The 17,170-nt window shown below is 48.6% G+C and carries 15 protein-coding genes; 1 reads left to right on the forward strand and 14 read right to left on the reverse strand.

Translation table 11 applies throughout. From position 1 onward, the window contains the following. Window positions 1-129: 129 nt before the first annotated feature. The 10 genes from hemL to NNC77_RS01665 all read right to left on the reverse strand — a co-directional run bounded on the left by hemL (window position 130) and on the right by NNC77_RS01665 (window position 10,926). Entirely contained in the window at window positions 130-1,404 is a 1,275-nt protein-coding gene (gene hemL, locus NNC77_RS01620) for a glutamate-1-semialdehyde 2,1-aminomutase (RefSeq protein ID WP_254969781.1), read from the reverse strand. Window position 1,405: 1 nt separating this feature from the next. After that, window positions 1,406-2,401: a porphobilinogen synthase gene (gene hemB / locus NNC77_RS01625; protein WP_254969780.1), complete on the reverse strand. Its 996-nt coding sequence runs from the start codon at window positions 2,399-2,401 to the stop codon at window positions 1,406-1,408. A gap of 18 nt (window positions 2,402-2,419) precedes the next feature. Then, window positions 2,420-4,555, reverse strand: a complete 2,136-nt coding sequence (cobA, locus tag NNC77_RS01630) for a uroporphyrinogen-III C-methyltransferase (protein ID WP_254969779.1) — start codon at window positions 4,553-4,555, stop codon at window positions 2,420-2,422. A gap of 37 nt (window positions 4,556-4,592) precedes the next feature. Further along, a complete protein-coding gene (gene hemA, locus NNC77_RS01635) occupies window positions 4,593-5,579 on the reverse strand; it encodes a glutamyl-tRNA reductase (protein ID WP_254969778.1) in 987 nt (328 codons plus the stop codon). After that, entirely contained in the window at window positions 5,557-6,012 is a 456-nt protein-coding gene (locus tag NNC77_RS01640) for a precorrin-2 dehydrogenase/sirohydrochlorin ferrochelatase family protein (RefSeq protein ID WP_234563746.1), read from the reverse strand. The genes hemA and NNC77_RS01640 overlap by 23 nt, the downstream gene beginning before the upstream one ends. Window positions 6,013-6,030: 18 nt before the next feature. Next, a complete protein-coding gene (locus NNC77_RS01645; protein ID WP_234563745.1) occupies window positions 6,031-8,469 on the reverse strand; it encodes a sulfurtransferase TusA family protein in 2,439 nt (812 codons plus the stop codon). 14 nt (window positions 8,470-8,483) lie between these two features. Continuing rightward, on the reverse strand, window positions 8,484-8,882 hold the full coding sequence (locus tag NNC77_RS01650) for a M67 family metallopeptidase (RefSeq protein ID WP_254969777.1): 399 nt from the start codon (window positions 8,880-8,882) through the stop codon (window positions 8,484-8,486). Window positions 8,883-8,924: 42 nt separating this feature from the next. Continuing rightward, window positions 8,925-9,734, reverse strand: a complete 810-nt coding sequence (locus NNC77_RS01655; RefSeq protein WP_234563743.1) for a HesA/MoeB/ThiF family protein — start codon at window positions 9,732-9,734, stop codon at window positions 8,925-8,927. Between the two features lie 142 nt (window positions 9,735-9,876). Continuing rightward, entirely contained in the window at window positions 9,877-10,089 is a 213-nt protein-coding gene (thiS, locus tag NNC77_RS01660) for a sulfur carrier protein ThiS (RefSeq protein WP_153113610.1), read from the reverse strand. 54 nt (window positions 10,090-10,143) lie between these two features. Beyond that, on the reverse strand, window positions 10,144-10,926 hold the full coding sequence (locus NNC77_RS01665; RefSeq protein ID WP_234563742.1) for a phosphate ABC transporter ATP-binding protein: 783 nt from the start codon (window positions 10,924-10,926) through the stop codon (window positions 10,144-10,146). 245 nt (window positions 10,927-11,171) lie between these two features. On the opposite strand from NNC77_RS01665, the gene NNC77_RS01670 reads away from it, so the two are divergent. Further along, on the forward strand, window positions 11,172-12,062 hold the full coding sequence (locus tag NNC77_RS01670) for a PstS family phosphate ABC transporter substrate-binding protein (RefSeq protein ID WP_234563741.1): 891 nt from the start codon (window positions 11,172-11,174) through the stop codon (window positions 12,060-12,062). 103 nt (window positions 12,063-12,165) lie between these two features. On the opposite strand, the gene NNC77_RS01675 is transcribed toward NNC77_RS01670, so the two are convergent. The 4 genes from NNC77_RS01675 to NNC77_RS01690 form a co-directional block, all read right to left on the reverse strand. Then, entirely contained in the window at window positions 12,166-12,591 is a 426-nt protein-coding gene (locus NNC77_RS01675) for a biotin/lipoyl-containing protein (protein WP_153137704.1), read from the reverse strand. Window positions 12,592-12,601: 10 nt separating this feature from the next. Next, the gene (locus tag NNC77_RS01680; RefSeq protein WP_176425588.1) at window positions 12,602-12,751 is read right to left on the reverse strand and encodes a hypothetical protein; all 150 of its coding nucleotides are present in this window, start codon (window positions 12,749-12,751) and stop codon (window positions 12,602-12,604) included. A gap of 119 nt (window positions 12,752-12,870) precedes the next feature. Beyond that, complete coding sequence (locus tag NNC77_RS01685) at window positions 12,871-14,436, reverse strand: acyl-CoA carboxylase subunit beta (RefSeq protein ID WP_117726979.1); 1,566 nt, start codon at window positions 14,434-14,436, stop codon at window positions 12,871-12,873. 177 nt (window positions 14,437-14,613) lie between these two features. Then, window positions 14,614-17,025, reverse strand: a complete 2,412-nt coding sequence (locus NNC77_RS01690) for a TonB-dependent receptor (protein ID WP_254969776.1) — start codon at window positions 17,023-17,025, stop codon at window positions 14,614-14,616. Window positions 17,026-17,170 lie beyond the last annotated feature (145 nt).

Below are 17,170 nucleotides of genomic sequence, written 5' to 3' on the forward strand. Positions count from 1 at the left end.
ATGTTTTATAAAGTATCTTATAATCAAGGTTTTTGTTCTTTGTTGGGCTTTGGGTCGGTTCTGAAAAAAAAGTCACAATACCTAGCTGATAGAGCTGGGTATTGTGACTTTGCTTTTTGTTATATGTGTTTATTCGATACTCTCTTCTATCGACTTCAATACATAGTCGAGAATCTCATCGGTGTGGCAGAGGGAGATGAAGTTGCCCTCAAACTGCGATGGACTTACGTAGATGCCACGGTCCAGCATGTTGCGGAAATAGCGGGCGAAACGTTCCTGGTCGCTCTTCTTCGTATCCTGGAAGTTGCGGACAGGCTGGTCGTTGAAGAACATCGTGAACATCGTGCCCACGTGGTTCACCTGGATGCCCTTGCCTTCTACTATTTTCTCAAGACGGGAGAGGAAGCGGTTGCTGCGCTCTTCGAGGAGTTCGTAAACACCCGGTTCGCCCAACTGCTTCAAGGTTTCATAACCGGCTGCCATCGCTACCGGGTTGCCACTCAGAGTGCCTGCCTGATAAACCGGGCCTTCAGGAGCCAGAACGCTCATGATATCGGCTCTACCTCCGAAGGCTGCGGCAGGGAATCCGCCACCAACAATCTTTCCTACGGTAGTCATATCCGGAGTGATGCCGAATCGTTTCTGGGCACCGCCATAAGAAAGACGGAAACCGGTGATAACTTCATCGAAGATCAGGATGGCGCCATACTCCCGGGTTACCTTGTGGGTTGCCTCGATAAACTCACGGGTTGGAGGAACTACACCCATGTTGCAGGCTACCGGTTCGATGATGAGCGCAGCTACCTTGTCGCCATTTTCGGCGAAATACTTCTCCAAAGCCTCGGTATCATTGTAGGGCAGTACCACGGTATATTGGGTGAATCCGGCTGGTACTCCGGCTGATGATGCATTGTTGAGTTTGGCTACGGCAGAACCGGCGCTTACCAGAAGATGGTCGGCATGACCATGATAGCAGCCCTCGAACTTGACGAGGATGTCGCGACCGGTGAAGCCACGAGCCACACGGATGGCTGACATGGTAGCCTCGGTTCCGCTGTTAACGAAGCGAAGGCGCTCCATGGATGGGAACGATTCTCTTACCTTCTCGGCAAGGGTGGTTTCGGCGAGGGTAGGGATGCCGAAGCTGCTTCCGTGGAAGATGGCATCAGATGCTGCCTTGCTCACCTTGTCGTTGTTATGACCTAGAATAAAGACGCCCCATGACATGCAGAAATCGATAAACTTGTTGTCATCGATATCGTAGATGTATGGACCCTTGGCGTCGCGCACGAAGAGCGGGGTGGTTCCTACGCTCTTCAGGGCTCTTACTGGCGAATTTACTCCGCCAGGTATTATCTGTTTTGCCTGCTCGAAAGCGGCGGCTGAGTTTTTTCTTTCTTTCATATTAACCTATCTTAATATTCCAATCTTCTGCTTTTTCAATAATCTCCTTGGCATAATAGGTGATGATGTACTGGGCACCGGCACGTTTGATGGCGATGAGGCTCTCGAATGCTACACGGCTCTCATCGAGATAACCTAGCTTGGCGGCTGCCTTCAGCATCGAATACTCGCCACTTACCTGATAGGCTACCATCGGGATGTTAGGGAACTTCTCTACGCCACGGGCTATCATGTCGAGATATGGCATCGCTGGTTTCACCATCGTCCAGTCGGCTCCTTCTTCTATATCGGCTGCAATCTCATCAAGACCCTGGTCGTGGGTGCGGAAGTCCATCTGGTAGCTCTTTCTGTCTCCGAAACTTGGAGCTGAATCGGCAGCATCTCTGAAAGGACCATAGAAGGCTGAGGCGTACTTGGCAGAATATGCCAATACCTTGCATTGCTTGTCGAGACCACCTTCACGAAGACGGTTCTTGATGGCTTCTACCTGTCCGTCCATCATGGCTGATGGAGCAACGAAGTCGGCACCTGCCTTGGCATGAACGTAGGCTTCTTCGGCGAGCAATGGGAGGGTGGAATCGTTATCTACATCGTGATGATGCAGGAGTCCGCAATGACCATGACTGGTGTATTCGCAGAGGCAGACGTCGGTGAAGACGATGATTTCCTTGCCAAACTCAGCCTTGATGGCTTTTACGGCACGGGCGATGAGTGCATCATCGGCATAGGCAGCGCTGCCTCGTTCATCCTTCTGCTCATCTGGAATCACTCCGAAGAGGAGTACCTTGTTGATGCCGAGGTTCTTGATTTCCTCGATGTCCTTCAGAAGGGTATCGATGCTGAAGCGATAGATGCCTGGCATGGTGGAAATCTCTTCCTTCTGGTTCTCGCCCTCTACTACGAAGTAAGGGTAGATGAAGTCTGCGGCACTCAGTGATACATCGGCATACTTGTCGCGAGTAGCCTGGTCTTTACGTAATTCTCTAAATCTTTTCATATCTATGTCTGTTTTATATTATTTATTCAATACTTCTTCCAGATGCGCCTGGGTGATGGGCCCACGGGTGATGAACTCGGTGTTCTCAGGCAACTTGCCATACAGCTTGATGAAGTTGTCGATGGTAGAAGGCGATGTGAAGACGATGCGCTTGAAATGGTTGAGATTCACACGGCGCGGATTCTTCGGGAGTTCATTGTTGTAAACAATGGCGCTTAACACGTCGAAACCTAATTCCTGTAAAGCCAAAGGAATGTCTTCTGGTGACAGAGATGAATGAGGATAGAAAACTAATCTATTTTCATACCGATACACGAAGTCTGCTAACTCGTGATCATAATTATCTAAATCCATCTTTTCAAACAATTCAAAGGAATGCTCGTATTGTGGTCTTGCAGCATCAAGTCTTTCTTTCTCTTTTTTGAACCATTCTATCACCCCATAGCGATTGTCTTGCTCTACCTGTATAACATCTTTGACGCCAGCTTTATGTAAAGCCTCTGTCGTAGTGTCACCAATGGAGATAAACACATGCTCTTCTTGCTCATCGAGTATCAAATCGTAGTAATCAAGTGTTGCTTGAACGCCATATTGGCTTGTAAAGATATAATATAAAGCTTGACTTTCATCCCACTCACAATACTCGGTAAAACTTTTTCCATCGTATTGCTTACAATAATTATCTTCGAGGATTTTCGTAAAATAACTTGGGTGATAACTAATCTCTATCAGCGGCGTATAGGTGTAATCTGCCTTGCGCTTCTCTATGGCAGGAAGTGTACCAGTATAGAGCGTTGGCTTGATATCCGATGCCTGATGATGCTTCAATCCTGCCACGTTGCCGATGAGGGCGATGAGAGGGGTCGGGAGATTCTGCATCTCGCCGTTTCTCAGATTCCAGAGGGTGGTCTCGAAGGTCTGCTCATCGGGGCGGCTCACGTTGTAGGTGAGGAGCACAGGGGTGTTGAATGCCCAGCCTTCCTTGTCGATGAGTTGGGTAGCGATTGCCTGCAGCTGTTTGGCACCCATGTAATATACCAGGGTTTCTGCATCGGGAGTTACGGGTTGCGGAGTATGACCGCTGACCAGGGCAACGCTTGATGAGAAGTCGCGATGGGTGAGACTGATTTTCTGGGATGCGGCAAGGGCTGAGGCTGTGGTGATGCCAGGGATGACATTCACTTTTATCAGATTACTCTCCAGGTACTCGATTTCCTCGCTGCCGTGAGCGAAGATCATCGGGTCGCCACCTTTCAGACGAACTACGTTCTTTCCCTCTCGTGCTGCTTCGAGCAGAAGATGGTTGATGTCAGCCTGCTCCTTGTGATGATAGCCGGCACGCTTGCCCACGTAGATTTTCTCGGCTTTCTTGTCTGCCAGATAGGAATCGTCGATGAGGTCGTCGAAGAAGATGATGTCGGCGGCATCAATGGCTTTCGCTGCCTTGATGGTAAGGAGGTCCGGGTCGCCAGGACCGAAGCCGACGAGGGATACGGAGCCTTGCTTATCAAGGATGCTCTTTAAAGTGAATGCCTGCTTCAGGTCTTGGCTTCCTTTCTTAGCTGTGACGGCAAGGAATCCTTGAAGAGGATGGGTTGGGAAAGGGAGCACTTCGGCGATTTCATCCTCCATGCCGAGTCGCTTCAGGGCACAGGATGCAACGATGGCAGCATCGTATTTGCCATCTTTCACCTGCTGAACTCTTTCTTCAATACAACCACGTATTCCTTTGATTGTCAGGTCTGGACGTAATTCGTTTAAACCTTTCTTGCGGAGCGGACTGCTGGTTCCGATGATACTTCCGGCAGGGAGTTCTGCCAGTTTCTTGTGGTCTCTGCTTACGAGCGAATCGGTGGTGTCGAAAGCAGGGAAGAGGGCGATGACTTCGATATCCTCAGGCAGAGGATAGGGCAGGTCTTTCGCCGAATGGATGGCGATGTCGGCATCTCCCTGACGGATGGCATCGTCGAGTTCTCTCGTAAAGATATCAGCAGGAGCTTCACCGTTCAGAAGTGAAATCTGCTGGTTCTTGTCGCCGTAAGATTCCAAGTATTTGATCTCGTAGGCGAGTTCCGGGAAGTTCTTGAAAACCTCCTCTACTTGCAGTCGGGAGAGACGACTGCCTCTTGCAATAACTCTAATCTTTTTATTCATCTTTAAAAAATGTCGGTTAAGTTTATGAATAAAATTATTATGAAATATATTTCTTTCTCCTTTCCAAAGCCTCCTGCATCTCCTGAATCTCTTCTTCGATGATGGCTTCGGCTTTTTCCACTTCGTCTCCTCTCACGTCGATGTTCTCACGCACTTTCTTCTCCACGTCTCTGATGTTGTAGAGCTGGACGTTGGGGAGTTCGCTGAGGCGGGAATCAATGTCGCGAGGAAAGGCGAGGTCGATGGCGAGCAGGCGTTTCTGCTCTGGGATGTCTTCCTTGCGGATGATGAGATGAGGGGCTGAGGTGGCGCTGATGAGGATATCCGTCTGTGCCAGGAACTCCTGCTTCTCATCCAGCGTATATACCTTGATACCGAGCGGATCGGCAAGGTAATGTGCCTTGATCTGACTGCGGTTGGCGAGGAACACCATCTTGGCTCCTTTGTTCTGGAGGAACTTCAGAATGTCGGCAGTCAGTTTGTTGACACCGATAATCGTGATTCTCGCGTTCCTTAAATTTACATTCCCCAAAGATTCAATAATCTCGAGAGCTGCAAGACTATGGGATACGGCACCATGGGAAATCTCGGTTTCGTTGCGAACCCGCTTGCCAACCTGCAATGCGCTTTGGAAAAGACGATGGAGTTCGGCGGTTAACGGGCGCTGCGCCTTGGCGGTATAGTATGCTTCCTTTACCTGTCCCTGAACGGCTCTTTCGCCAACGATGGCTGATTCCAGGCCCGATACCACACGGAAGAGATGGCGGGCTACCTCATCGGGAACTTCGCCTTCGCCGTAGTATATCTCGCTGCGGTTGCACGTCTTCAGGAAGATATAAGGAACTTCCTCATCGGGCTGGCTGCTGATATGAACATTATGGGGAATTCTGTTTGTCTTATTGATATGACTTCCTTGTATTTCCAAGAGTGTATCTTGTAGAAAATCATCGAAGACTCTTTCCTGCTCCTTGATGTCGGTTCCTTCAGCGAACTGGCTTTGGTCAATCGATTTGTAATGTATCATTTTCTATCAACTCTTTTATTCTGTTTCTTACTCGGATGCTTCGTTTCACATCCCTCGAATCGCTTCCCACGGCAATGGTGAGGTTGTCGTTGCGATAGATGGCGGGCGAGATGAAATCACACTGTGCCGGATCATCGCAGACACTGGTCAGGATATGCCGTTCGGCTGCGAGCTGTTTAATCTGATGGTTCAACTCATGGTCGCCCGTACAGACGAAGAGGAGTTGCACGCCATCCAGGTCGCTAGGCTCGAAAGCCTTCTCTTTCGTTTGGAAGGGTAGTGCCTTGAGCTCATCTGTAATCTCTGGTGCCACCACCGTAGCTTGGTCGGTGAAGCGTGCGAGAATCTGAGCCTTGTGGGTCGCTACCTTCCCTCCGCCAACGATGAGTATGTTGGCGGAGACGATTTTAATCGTTATTGGAAGATAGTCCATTTAGACATAGATTGAATTTTATTTCTTTTTGATGAGAACCTTCCAGTAGTTTTCTACTTTCTCGGTAGAGAGGATGGTATGGCCCTCGTTCTTCACACTGCCCGGTACGTTCTCGATAGGAGCACCGTCGTCGAGGAGAATCTCCAGAATCTGTCCGCTCTGCATTGGGGTGAGAGCAATCTTCGTCTTCACGAAGTTCATCGGACACATCACGCCTCGGAAATCCTTCTTAACATCCGGAACAATGGTTTCTGTTTCTTCTGCAGCTGAGGCTTTCTCTGCTGGAGCTTTTTCTTCAGAAACCTGTTCTGCAGGAGCTTTTTCTTCGGCGTTTTTTTCTTCAGCAACCTGCTCTACTGGAGTCTTTTCTGCAGGAAGTTTGAACTGGAGCGAATCGTCCATGTTCTGATAGAGATCGTTGAGCAAATCAGCGAGTTCATCGATAAGCGGCTTCTCTGCTATCAATGATTCGTTGTTTCTTGCCTTATCGGTCAATACCTTGAACTTCTGAGGGATGATGCCGGCAGCGATGAATTCCTTCTCAAATCCATTATATACATCTTCATCGGTACGAGGGTCGAGACCACGGGTAACGAGAAGCATTCGGTTCTCGGAGAAAACGATATCGTGGAGAAGTTTCTCTATCTTGCCGGTATTCTGCTTGCCGTCGGACAGCAGCTGCTCCACTTCCTTCCGCTTCTCTCTGATGGTATCCTGGTCAATTTCGATGATATCGAAGAGTCCGGCAGAACACTCTGCCTTACCGTATTTGATGAGTGAGAATTTCTCGTCATCTCCGAAATCGAAGAAGGTATCAGGCTCTTCTGAATAAGGAGCCACCTCCTTGTATTTCGCAATCAGTTCCTTCACGATGTTCACGCCTCTCTTTGCCACATAGTCGTAATAATCGGCATAGTTGGTCTGTTCGGCTATCACATCACGGAGATAATCTTCAACAAATGCCGGAATCTTCTTGGCGGCGATATAACCCTGCTGCAGGTCAATCTCGTGCTTGCCCTTTACCGGAAGCCAGATGGTGTAGGCTGGATATGGGTCATCGCCCACGCGTCCTACACGCCCGCTGAATCCTAAATCTCCCCAGGTGGCTAGCGCACAGATGTTGGTACAGCCGTTCATGCGGAGTTCGAAGTCAGGAATGGCATCGAGGTTCAGATTGCTATTGAGAAGTTGCTTGGCGATACCGTCGATGGCGCCCTTTGGCAAACAGATGCCGAGGCGGCAGGTATCGGCTCCCGTACAGCAGGTGAGGTTGGTAACCACCACTGGATAATCTATCTGATAGACGCCCAGTTTCTTGAAGAAGGCGTAGATGTTGGTGAGATATTCCTCTGGGATATTGCGCACCTGAATCTGCTCTTTCTTGGTGAAGCGGATTACATCGTTGCCATAGTTGCCCAGGTATTCGGCTACTTCTGCGAAGAAATCCGTGGAGTTGTTGCCGTGGCGCAATGGGATGTAGGCATACCAGAGGTTCTCTTTCAAGCCCTCGGCATTGGTCTGCTTGTGGGCGTAACGGCGCTTCCAGGTTTCAAAATCGGTTGGAGCTTTAAGTGGAGGGAAGTTGGGCTTATGGTGTTCCAATGGCAATGCCGGAGCCTCGAAATCGATTGAACCATCTTTCTTAAGTTCCTCAAACTCTTCGAGATACAATCGCTTGGCTTCTTCTGTTCCGTATTTGTAGAACACGTATCTCATGCGTGCCTTGTGGCGGTTTCTTCTATTTCCGTATTTATGGAACCAGTTTTTCAGAGCCTTGGCTGCACGGTAGAGATCCTTCTCTGGAAGGAAGTCGAATACTTCCCAACCGGTGTGGGCGTTGCTGGCGGCACTACCGGCGATGAGCACTCTGAATCCTCGCTGTCCGTCCTTGATACGTGCCTGCAGACCCAGGTCGGCGATGTAGGAGTAGTTGGCCGTAGCCACACTGGTATCTATCGCCACCTTGTATTTTCTAGGCATCGTGAACGAATCTTTCTCGGCGATGAGTCGGGAGGTGAGTTCCTCCACGTAAGGATAGACATCGAATTCCTCATCGGCAGTGAGTCCGCTCCGGTCATCCACCATCATGTTTCTTACGGTGTTTCCACCGCCACCTGCGCTGGAGATGCCCACCTTTTCCAGTTTTTTCAGAGCCGGAATGGCATCTTCGATATCAACATTGTGAATCTGAATCTCCTGTCGGGTGGTAACGTGGAGATGCGAAGTGGAGAGCTGGTGACCCACAAAGGCAATCTTGGCAAGCTGCTCTGGGGTGACCAGACCGCCGGCACAACGAAGACGCAACATATAGTGCTGGTTCTTGCGCTGCTCGTAGATGCCCATAGGTACACGGTTCGACTTCAACTGACCTGCCTGAATCTCGCCCGCCTTGAATTGGTCGATGAGTGACTGGGTATAGTCCAAGTCTCCATTTAATGTAGAAGGTATTCTGTACATGTTCTTGTATCGTTTTAATTTTGTTCGAAGTGAACTTCCTTATCCACCACCTCTCCATTCAGAACCTTGAATGAATTGAGGTGAATCTTTCCGTCGAGCAATGAGAGGATGGCATAACGGATGTTGGGATCGTTAGCCAGCCGAAGGTCTTCCTGCGATGGGCGGGAAGGCGATGCTGGGTGACTGTGCCAGTTGGCGAGAATCTTCAAGCCCTTGCTTCGGGCGTATTTCAGAGCCGCAAACTGGTCTTTCGGAGCAATAGAAAAGTGCTCCTCGCTATGGTCGATGTTCTCCATCCAATAGCTTTCCGTCACCACATCATCCTTGCCTAACAGAAGTCCGCAGCTCTCGATGGGCGCATCCTTCTTAGCTTGCTCGATAATAACCTTGATTACGTCGTCGTTAATCTTCATAAGCTATAGCAAAAATAATCACTAATAAATAATCACTAAATCTTAGTGGTGCTTCAAATCGCAGGCTGCCTGCTCGTAATCGATGAGATGATCGATGGTAGGGTGGTCGCCGCAGATTTCGCAGGATGCACGCTTCTTCACCTTGATGGTGCGGAAGTTCATCGTCTTGGCATCGAAGGTGAGCAATCGGTCGGTGAGCAAATCGCCTACACCGAGTAAGTACTTCAAAGCCTCTGCTGCCTGGATGGTTCCGAGCATACCAGCGATGGCTCCCAGAACGCCAGCCTGACTACAGGTAGGAACTGCGCCTGCTGGAGGTGGTTCCTTGAAGAAGCAACGGTAACATGCCGTGCCTGGCAAGTGGGTAAAGGTCTGTCCCTGGAATCTCAGGATGCCGCCATGCGAGAAGGCTTTGCCCAGACGTACGCAGGCATCATTGATAAGGAACTTTACCGGGAAGTTGTCTGTTCCGTCGATGACGAAATCCCATGGCTTGATGATTTCCTCGGCATTGTGAGAATCGAGGAAGTCGTGATAAGTGGTCACTTCCACATCCGGATTGATGGCAATCATCTTCTCTTTGGCGCTCTCCACTTTTGGAGTACCCAGATCCTTAGTCTGATGAATCACCTGGCGCTGCAGGTTACTGAGGTCTACCACGTCAGCATCCACGATACCGATATGTCCCACACCTGCTGCAGCGAGGTAGAGGGCAACTGGAGAGCCCAAGCCACCGGCACCTACGATGAGCACCTTGGCATTGAGAAGTTTCTCCTGACCTTCGAGTCCTACATCCTGAAGGAGGATGTGGCGGCTGTATCTCTCTATCTGTTCTTCTGTTAAATCTATCATCTTGTTTCTGATTTCTTTTATGGATGAATACTGTAACTTATTAAATGCGTCAACGATACAAAAAACGTACATCAACGACCGACGTAATCTTATATATAAGAACTGCCTAATAAGCCTTTTATTGTACTACTTGTTTACTTTTTTAGCAGGCACCGCCTCCCATGAAGTAGAGGAAATCTACACGGTCGCCGTCCTTGAGCTGAATCTTCTCATAGTCTTCTTTCTCAGCAAAGTCCTCGTTCACCTGGATAGTTACCATCTCTGGCTGGAACACCTTGTTGATCTTAATGAGTTCTGCCAATGTCAAAGGAAGAGATACTTCCTGCTTTTCGTCGTTTACAATAATCTGTGCCATATTCTTATCAATTTTATGTTGTTATATTCATTTTAACTGTATGCCCCCGTCTCCTTAGCTGAAAGCACCGTTGAGATATTCCTGTGTCAGTTCGTGCTTAGGATGATGGAACACTTCCTCGGCGCTTCCTTCTTCAATCACCTCACCCAGATACATGAAGATGACGTGGTCGGCGATACGGAGAGCCTGGCGAAGGGTGTGAGTTACCATCACGATGCTGTAATCCTTCTTCAGTTCGGTGAAGAGCTGCTCCACCTTCTTGCTGCTGATAGGGTCGAGGGCGGAAGTACTCTCATCTGCAAGCAGATAACTTGGCTCTACGGCAAGGCTGCGTGCCAGGCAGAGGCGCTGCTGCTGACCGCCGCTCAACTTGGAAGCCGGATTCTTCAGTCTATCCTTCACTTCCTCCCAGAGACCTACTGCCTTGAGATAATGCTCTACGATGCTGTCCAGTTTCTTCTTGTTGCGGATACCATGGATGCGGCAACCATAAGCCACATTGTCGTAGATGCTCATAGGGAGAGGGCATGGACGCTGAGGAACAAGACCTATGTTGCGGCGCACTTCAGAGAGTTTGCTGCTGCTTGCCTCGAGGATGTTATTGTCTCCGAGATTCACCTCTCCATTCATCTTCAAACCTTCCACGCGGTCGTTCAATCGGTTGAAGGTACGGAGAAGCGTAGACTTGCCGCAGCCTGAAGGACCGATGATGCAAGTAATCTTTCCCTTAGGAATACTTACATTTACATCTTTCAAGATTTGTGCACCATTGATATATACATTCAAGTTCTTGGTGTCGAGCTGTGCATGATTGTTGTGAACAAACTTTGTAGTCATATCTAAATCTCCTATATTTTAAGATTCATACTCCCTATATATAATAAGGTGTAATCCTCAGCGTTTATACTTCTTATTTTCGTTTGCAAAGGTACGACGATTTTGCTTATTGGGCAATACCTTATATGGGGTAATTTCATACCCTATATGTGGTATATGGGAATGGTACGATTGTGGTATTGCCCCATCTGCATAATCTTTATACCTTTGCAGCCAGTTAGTATTATATATAATAAGGTATAGATATGAGAAAGAAAATCATAGGAATAATAGTGATAGGAACCTCCTTACTGTTAGCCAGTTGCGGAAGTAGGGGAGAGGTGAAACGTAGTGCTGACGGCAAGCAGGTGCTGAGTGGTTACATTACGCTGTCGGGTGCTTTCGCCCTTTATCCATTGGCGATACAGTGGGCAGATGAGTTTCATCGCCTTCACCCCGATGTGGATATTGATATCTCGGCAGGTGGTGCAGGAAAGGGTATTACTGATGTTCTTGCCGACCAGGTAGATATTGCGATGGTGAGCCGAGAACTGAAGCCGCAGGAGAAGGAGAAAGGTGCCCTGGCGTATGCTGTGGCAAAGGATGCGGTAGTGGCAACCATCAATGCCAGCAATCCGGTATATCGGGAATTGTTGAAGACTGGATTGAGCCAGAAACAGGCTACTGCGATTTGGGAGGGAAAGACGAAGATGAATGTCTACACCCGAAGCGATGCCTGTGGTGCTGCCGAGACCTGGGCTGCGTTTCTGGGAAAGAAGCAGGAAGACCTGAAGGGAACGGGCGTCTTTGGAGATCCGGGCGTTGCCGAGACTCTGCAGAAGGACGTGAACGGCATCGGATTCAACAACATCGGTTACGCCTACAACGACAAGACGCACAAACCTACGAAGGGTATCGCCATTGTTCCGATAGACGTAAACGGGAATGGAAAACTGGATGCAGATGAGAAATTCTATGATACGCTGGATGAACTGATGGATGCCATAGCCAAAGGAAAATATCCAGCACCGCCAGCCCGGAATCTCTATCTCGTAACTGCCGGTAAACCCAAGAACCCTGTGGTGGTTGAGTTCCTGAAATATGTGAGAACCAAAGGCCAGAGACTGAACGGTCCTGCGGGATTTGTACATATATAGAAAAAGGTCGCAAGCAATCATAGCTTGCGACCTTTGATATTCTTTATAAGAACCCGAATTATAATCCCGAATCTGCTGGATTTATAATTCTCTAATTCTTGATTTACTCGATAACCACGAGTGCATCCTCTTCGAGCACAGCCTGTCCAGGTTTTACGCAGATAGCTGTAACCTTGCCATCCTTCTCTGCCTCGATGTTGTTCTGCATCTTCATAGCCTCGAGAACGACAACAGTATCACCTGCCTTTACCTCCTGACCAACAGCCACCTCGATGCTGGTAATAGTACCAGGGAGAGGAGCCTTTACAGCATTGGCTGTATTTACGTTGGCAGCTGGAGTAGCCTCAGTATCATCAGATGCAGCAGCTGGCTGACCAAGCACAACCTTCTTCTTCTCTGGCTCAGCCTCCTGTTCCATCTCAACCTTGTAAGCTTCGCCATTCACGTTCACGCTTGCGATGTTACCCTCAACAGCGTCAATCTGAACCTTGTATTCTTTTCCGTCAATTGTATATTTAAACTCTTTCATTTCTATTACATTATGGTTTAGCTGTTAAACTCAAGAACTTGGCGTTCCACATCGTCTGACGTGGCTTGATAGTGATGATGCCAGGCTCCTTGTCGTGTACGTTATTGCCCTGGTACTCATAGAGTGCCATGGCAATCGCAGCATAAATATTCTTATCCATTCGTTTTTACTTTAATTTTGAGTGTTGATTGTTGAGTGTTGAATTAGGCTTGCGCCCTTCTGTTATGTTGAGTCTGTATATAACTCAACATTCTACACTCAACATTCAACATTTCTATATTACATTGGCATACAGCCATGCTTCTTAGCTGGCAAGCTCTGACGCTTGGTAGCGAGCTGAGCCAAACCACGGCAGATGCGGAAACGGGTGTTACGTGGCTCGATGACATCATCGATGTAACCATACTGAGCTGCCTGATATGGATTAGCAAACTTGTCAGTATACTCCTGCTCCTTCTCAGCCAGGAATGCCTTTACATCCTCGCCAGCTTCCTTCTTAGCCTTAGCTTCCTTACCACAGAGAACGGCAACGGCACCGCTGGCACCCATTACGGCAATCTCTGAAGATGGCCAAGCGAAGTTCAAGTCAGCACGCAACTGCTTGCAACCCATCACGATGTGGCTACCACCATAGCTCTTACGCAATGTGATAGTAATCTTTGGCACGGTAGCCTCGCCGTAAGCGTAGAGCAACTGTGCACCGTGGAGGATGACAGCGTTGTACTCCTGACCTGTACCTGGCAAGAATCCTGGTACGTCTACGAGAGATACGATAGGAATATTGAAGGCATCGCAGAAACGGACGAAGCGGGCTGCCTTGCGGCTAGCGTTTACATCGAGTACACCTGCGTAAGCTGCTGGCTGGTTGGCTACGATACCAACGCTCTGACCATTGAAGCGGGCGAAACCTGTAATGATGTTCTTGGCGAACTTAGGCTGAACCTCGAAGAACTCTCCGTTATCGGTTACAGCACCAATCACCTTATACATATCGTATGCCTGGTTAGGATCGTCTGGGATAATCTCGTTCAGAGTATCGTCCATGCGGTCGATAGGGTCTGTGCACTCTACGCGTGGAGCCTCTTCTGTATTGTTGCTAGGGATGTAAGAGAGCAGGCTCTTGATCATCTCGATAGCCTCTTCCTCAGTCTTTGCTGCGAAGTGGGTTACACCACTCTTGGTTGCGTGAACAGATGCACCACCGAGGTGCTCTGCATCGATGTCCTCACCAGTTACGGTCTTGACAACCTTAGGACCAGTCAGGAACATATAAGAAGTCTGCTCCTTCATGATGATGAAGTCGGTCAAACCTGGAGAGTAAACGGCACCACCGGCGCAAGGGCCCATGATAGCAGAAATCTGTGGGATGACACCAGAAGCGAGGATGTTGCGCTCGAAAATCTCACCATAACCAGCGAGGGCGCAGATACCTTCCTGAATACGAGCACCACCAGAGTCGTTCATGCAGATAACAGGTGCACCCATAGTCATAGCCATATCCATTACCTTGCAGATCTTCTGTGCCATAGTCTCAGAGAGTGAACCACCATTTACGGTGAAGTCCTGAGCATATACGTAAACCAGACGGCCGGCTATAGTAGCGCTACCAGCTACAACACCATCACCGAGGTACTGCTTCTTCTCCATGCCAAAGTTAGTGCAACGATGCAACTTGAACATATCATACTCCTCGAAACTGCCGGCATCTACCAACATTTCGATACGCTCACGAGCGGTATATTTGCCACGTGCATGCTGCTTCTCGATGGCCTTCTCGCCACCGCCAAGACGAGCCTGTTCGCGCTTAGCGATCAGCTCCTTAATCTTTTCTACTTGTTTGCTCATAATTGATTATTATGTATTATTTCTTTATTCTTTATAGAATGGTTTCCTGAATCCATGGAATGAGCGGACGAACCGTCATCGCATAATTCGGGCGCAAAGATACGAAAAAAACCGCAGATAGCGAACTATCTACGGTTAAATATTTAGAATAATGTGAAAAATCACTATTATTTGGTCCTAAAATTCCAAAAGAATGCGGGCATTGAGCTGTCTGCCGGTAAGATAATTAGGTACGGCGTATTGCTGGCTGGTTACATCTGTCACCCAGTAATAGCTGTTTACGTTGTCTATGCCGAAGAGGTTGAGACAATCTACCCCCAGCATCACATTCTTCAGGAAGGTCTTCTTCTCCCGGCGGCTGTTGTCGAGCAGCTGATAACTCATACCGATATCTGCACGGCGATAGGCAGTGGCACGGAAACTGTTGGTCTCCAGCTCTCTGTGGGGTGCTGCAAAAGGAAGACCATCGGCAAAGGCGAGTTTCAAAGACATGCGCCACTTCTTGCTGCCCGGGAAATAATCGGTGAAGAAGAGGTTTACGGCATAGCGCTGGTCGGTAGGCAAAGGGATGCTCTTGCCGCCCAGTTTCATCTTGGTATCCATGAGCGAAAGACTGAGCCAGGAATCGGTACCCGGAACAAATTCTCCGTAGAGTTTGAAATCGAGTCCTGCCGCATGACCGCTGCATTCGTTCTGTCCGTAATAAACTACCTTCACGTTACTAACTGAATAAGGAACCAGATTGCTCAAAGCCTTGTAATAGGCTTCGGCAGAGAATTTATAGCGTTGGTCTCCTAGCTTGAACCTATAGTCGTAGCCGGCGATGAAGTGGATGCTTCGCTGGCTCTTGATTTTCTCGTTCAGCGATGCGATGGTTATGCCGTTCACCGTAGATGTATCTCTCAATTCCTTGAAGAATGGAGCCTGATAATACAGACCTGCCGCAAAACGGAGAGTGGTATTCTCGTGGTTGGCTGGTATGATGGCGAGCGACAGACGAGGACTCACGATGGTTTCTCTGTTGAAGTTCCAATGACTCATTCTGATACCATAGTTCAGAGTGTAATGTGTCTGACCGTTCCCGGTACTGTCGGCTGTTCCTCCCGAAAAATGGTAGGTGTCCTGGATATAAGCTTCCATTCGGTTGGCATTCAGTTCGTTGCGAGCCTTCAGTGAATAAACCATATAGAGGTCTTTGCCATTGTGCGGAATACTGTATCCTGCGGAATCACGCATCTCATATTCTACTGAATTCTCCTCGATATGTTCACGCTTCAGACTTACTGCGGCCTCCATCTGATGTTTCTTCACCTTGTGCTTGAGCATCAGTTTGGCACTCATCACGCGGGCTGTGAGATAGTTTCGGGCATGTTCGAAATAGGTACCTACACCCAGGTTTTCTGAGGTCTCGGTTTCGTCGAGCCAGTATTGTCCCTGAATGTCATATTTCTCCTGTTCCTTGGTATAGAAAGCACTGCCCAGAAGCGAGAGACTGGTGTTGGCTGTAAACTGGCGGGTAATGCCGAGTGTACCGAAGTAGGTGAGGAAACGGTCTTTCTCCTGACCGTCAAAATATACTCTGAAGCTCTTTACGTTTTCCATTGTTCCGAACTTCGTTTCTCGGTCTTCCGGTTCGAAGTTGTAGTGATTATCAGAGATGTAGCCTATGAAGTCAAGCTTCCAGCGTTTGTTGGGCTGGTAACTCAGATAAGTCTGATAGTCCAGATAGTTTGGCTTGTATTCGCCTTTGGTTTCCATCGAACCGAGCAGGTAAGAGGTAGTTTTGTAGCGCACGCTGTTGAGCCATGAAAGTTTCTGGGTTCCCAGACCGATGTATGCGTCAGCACCCAGCAGACTGGCAGCCAGACTTCCTTCAACCACCGGCTTCTTGCTTTTTGCTTTCAGGGTTTTGTAGGTGATGTCGAGAGCCGAACTCATCTTGTCTCCGTATTTGGCAGCATATCCTCCGGTTGAGAAACCGATTTTATCTACCATATAAGGGTTGATGACGGAGAGGCCTTCCTGCTGTCCGCTGCGAACCAGGAATGGGCGGAATACTTCTACGTTGTTGATGTATACGGAGTTCTCATCGAAGGCTCCGCCACGTACATTGTATTGCGAAGAGAGTTCGTTATGGGTACTCACGCCAGCCTGTTGCTGAACCAGACTTTCCACCCCATTTCCGTTGGCAGATGGCGTCATCTTCATGTCCTTAGTCTTCAGTTCCTGTATCTGGTCCGACTGTATTTTCTCTCCCTTGATATTCACCTCATCGAGGGTGGTGGATGCTTCGCGAAGTACCACCTGCAGGGTTTGTTTTCCTCGCGGTCTTCTCAGTACTTTTGTTTTTGTCTTGAAACCGATATATGAGAATTTGACTACCACGCTGTCTGCAGAATGCAATTTGAGGCTATAGTCTCCCTTGAGCGAAGTAACGGCAGTCTTTCCCTGGCTAGCCACCGAAACGATGGCAAACTCCAGTGGCTGGTTGTTCTCGTCTACCACTTTGCCGTGAAGGGTAAACTCCTGCGCCAACATCTTAATGGTTGCGATGAGGCATATTGTGAGTATCAATAATCTTTTTTTCATACTTTTATTAACGAGAAAAACTGAAAAATATTGTAGATGGTTGCAAGTTTTGATGAATGTCACTGGTTGTAATGCATTTGCGTCAGCCCGATTTGGCAGTCATGACGAGACCATATCTACATCAACCTTTATGATTGATGCTGCA

This window comes from Segatella copri, from assembly GCF_024330485.1.
GTDB classification, from domain to species: Bacteria; Bacteroidota; Bacteroidia; order Bacteroidales; family Bacteroidaceae; genus Prevotella; species Prevotella copri_L.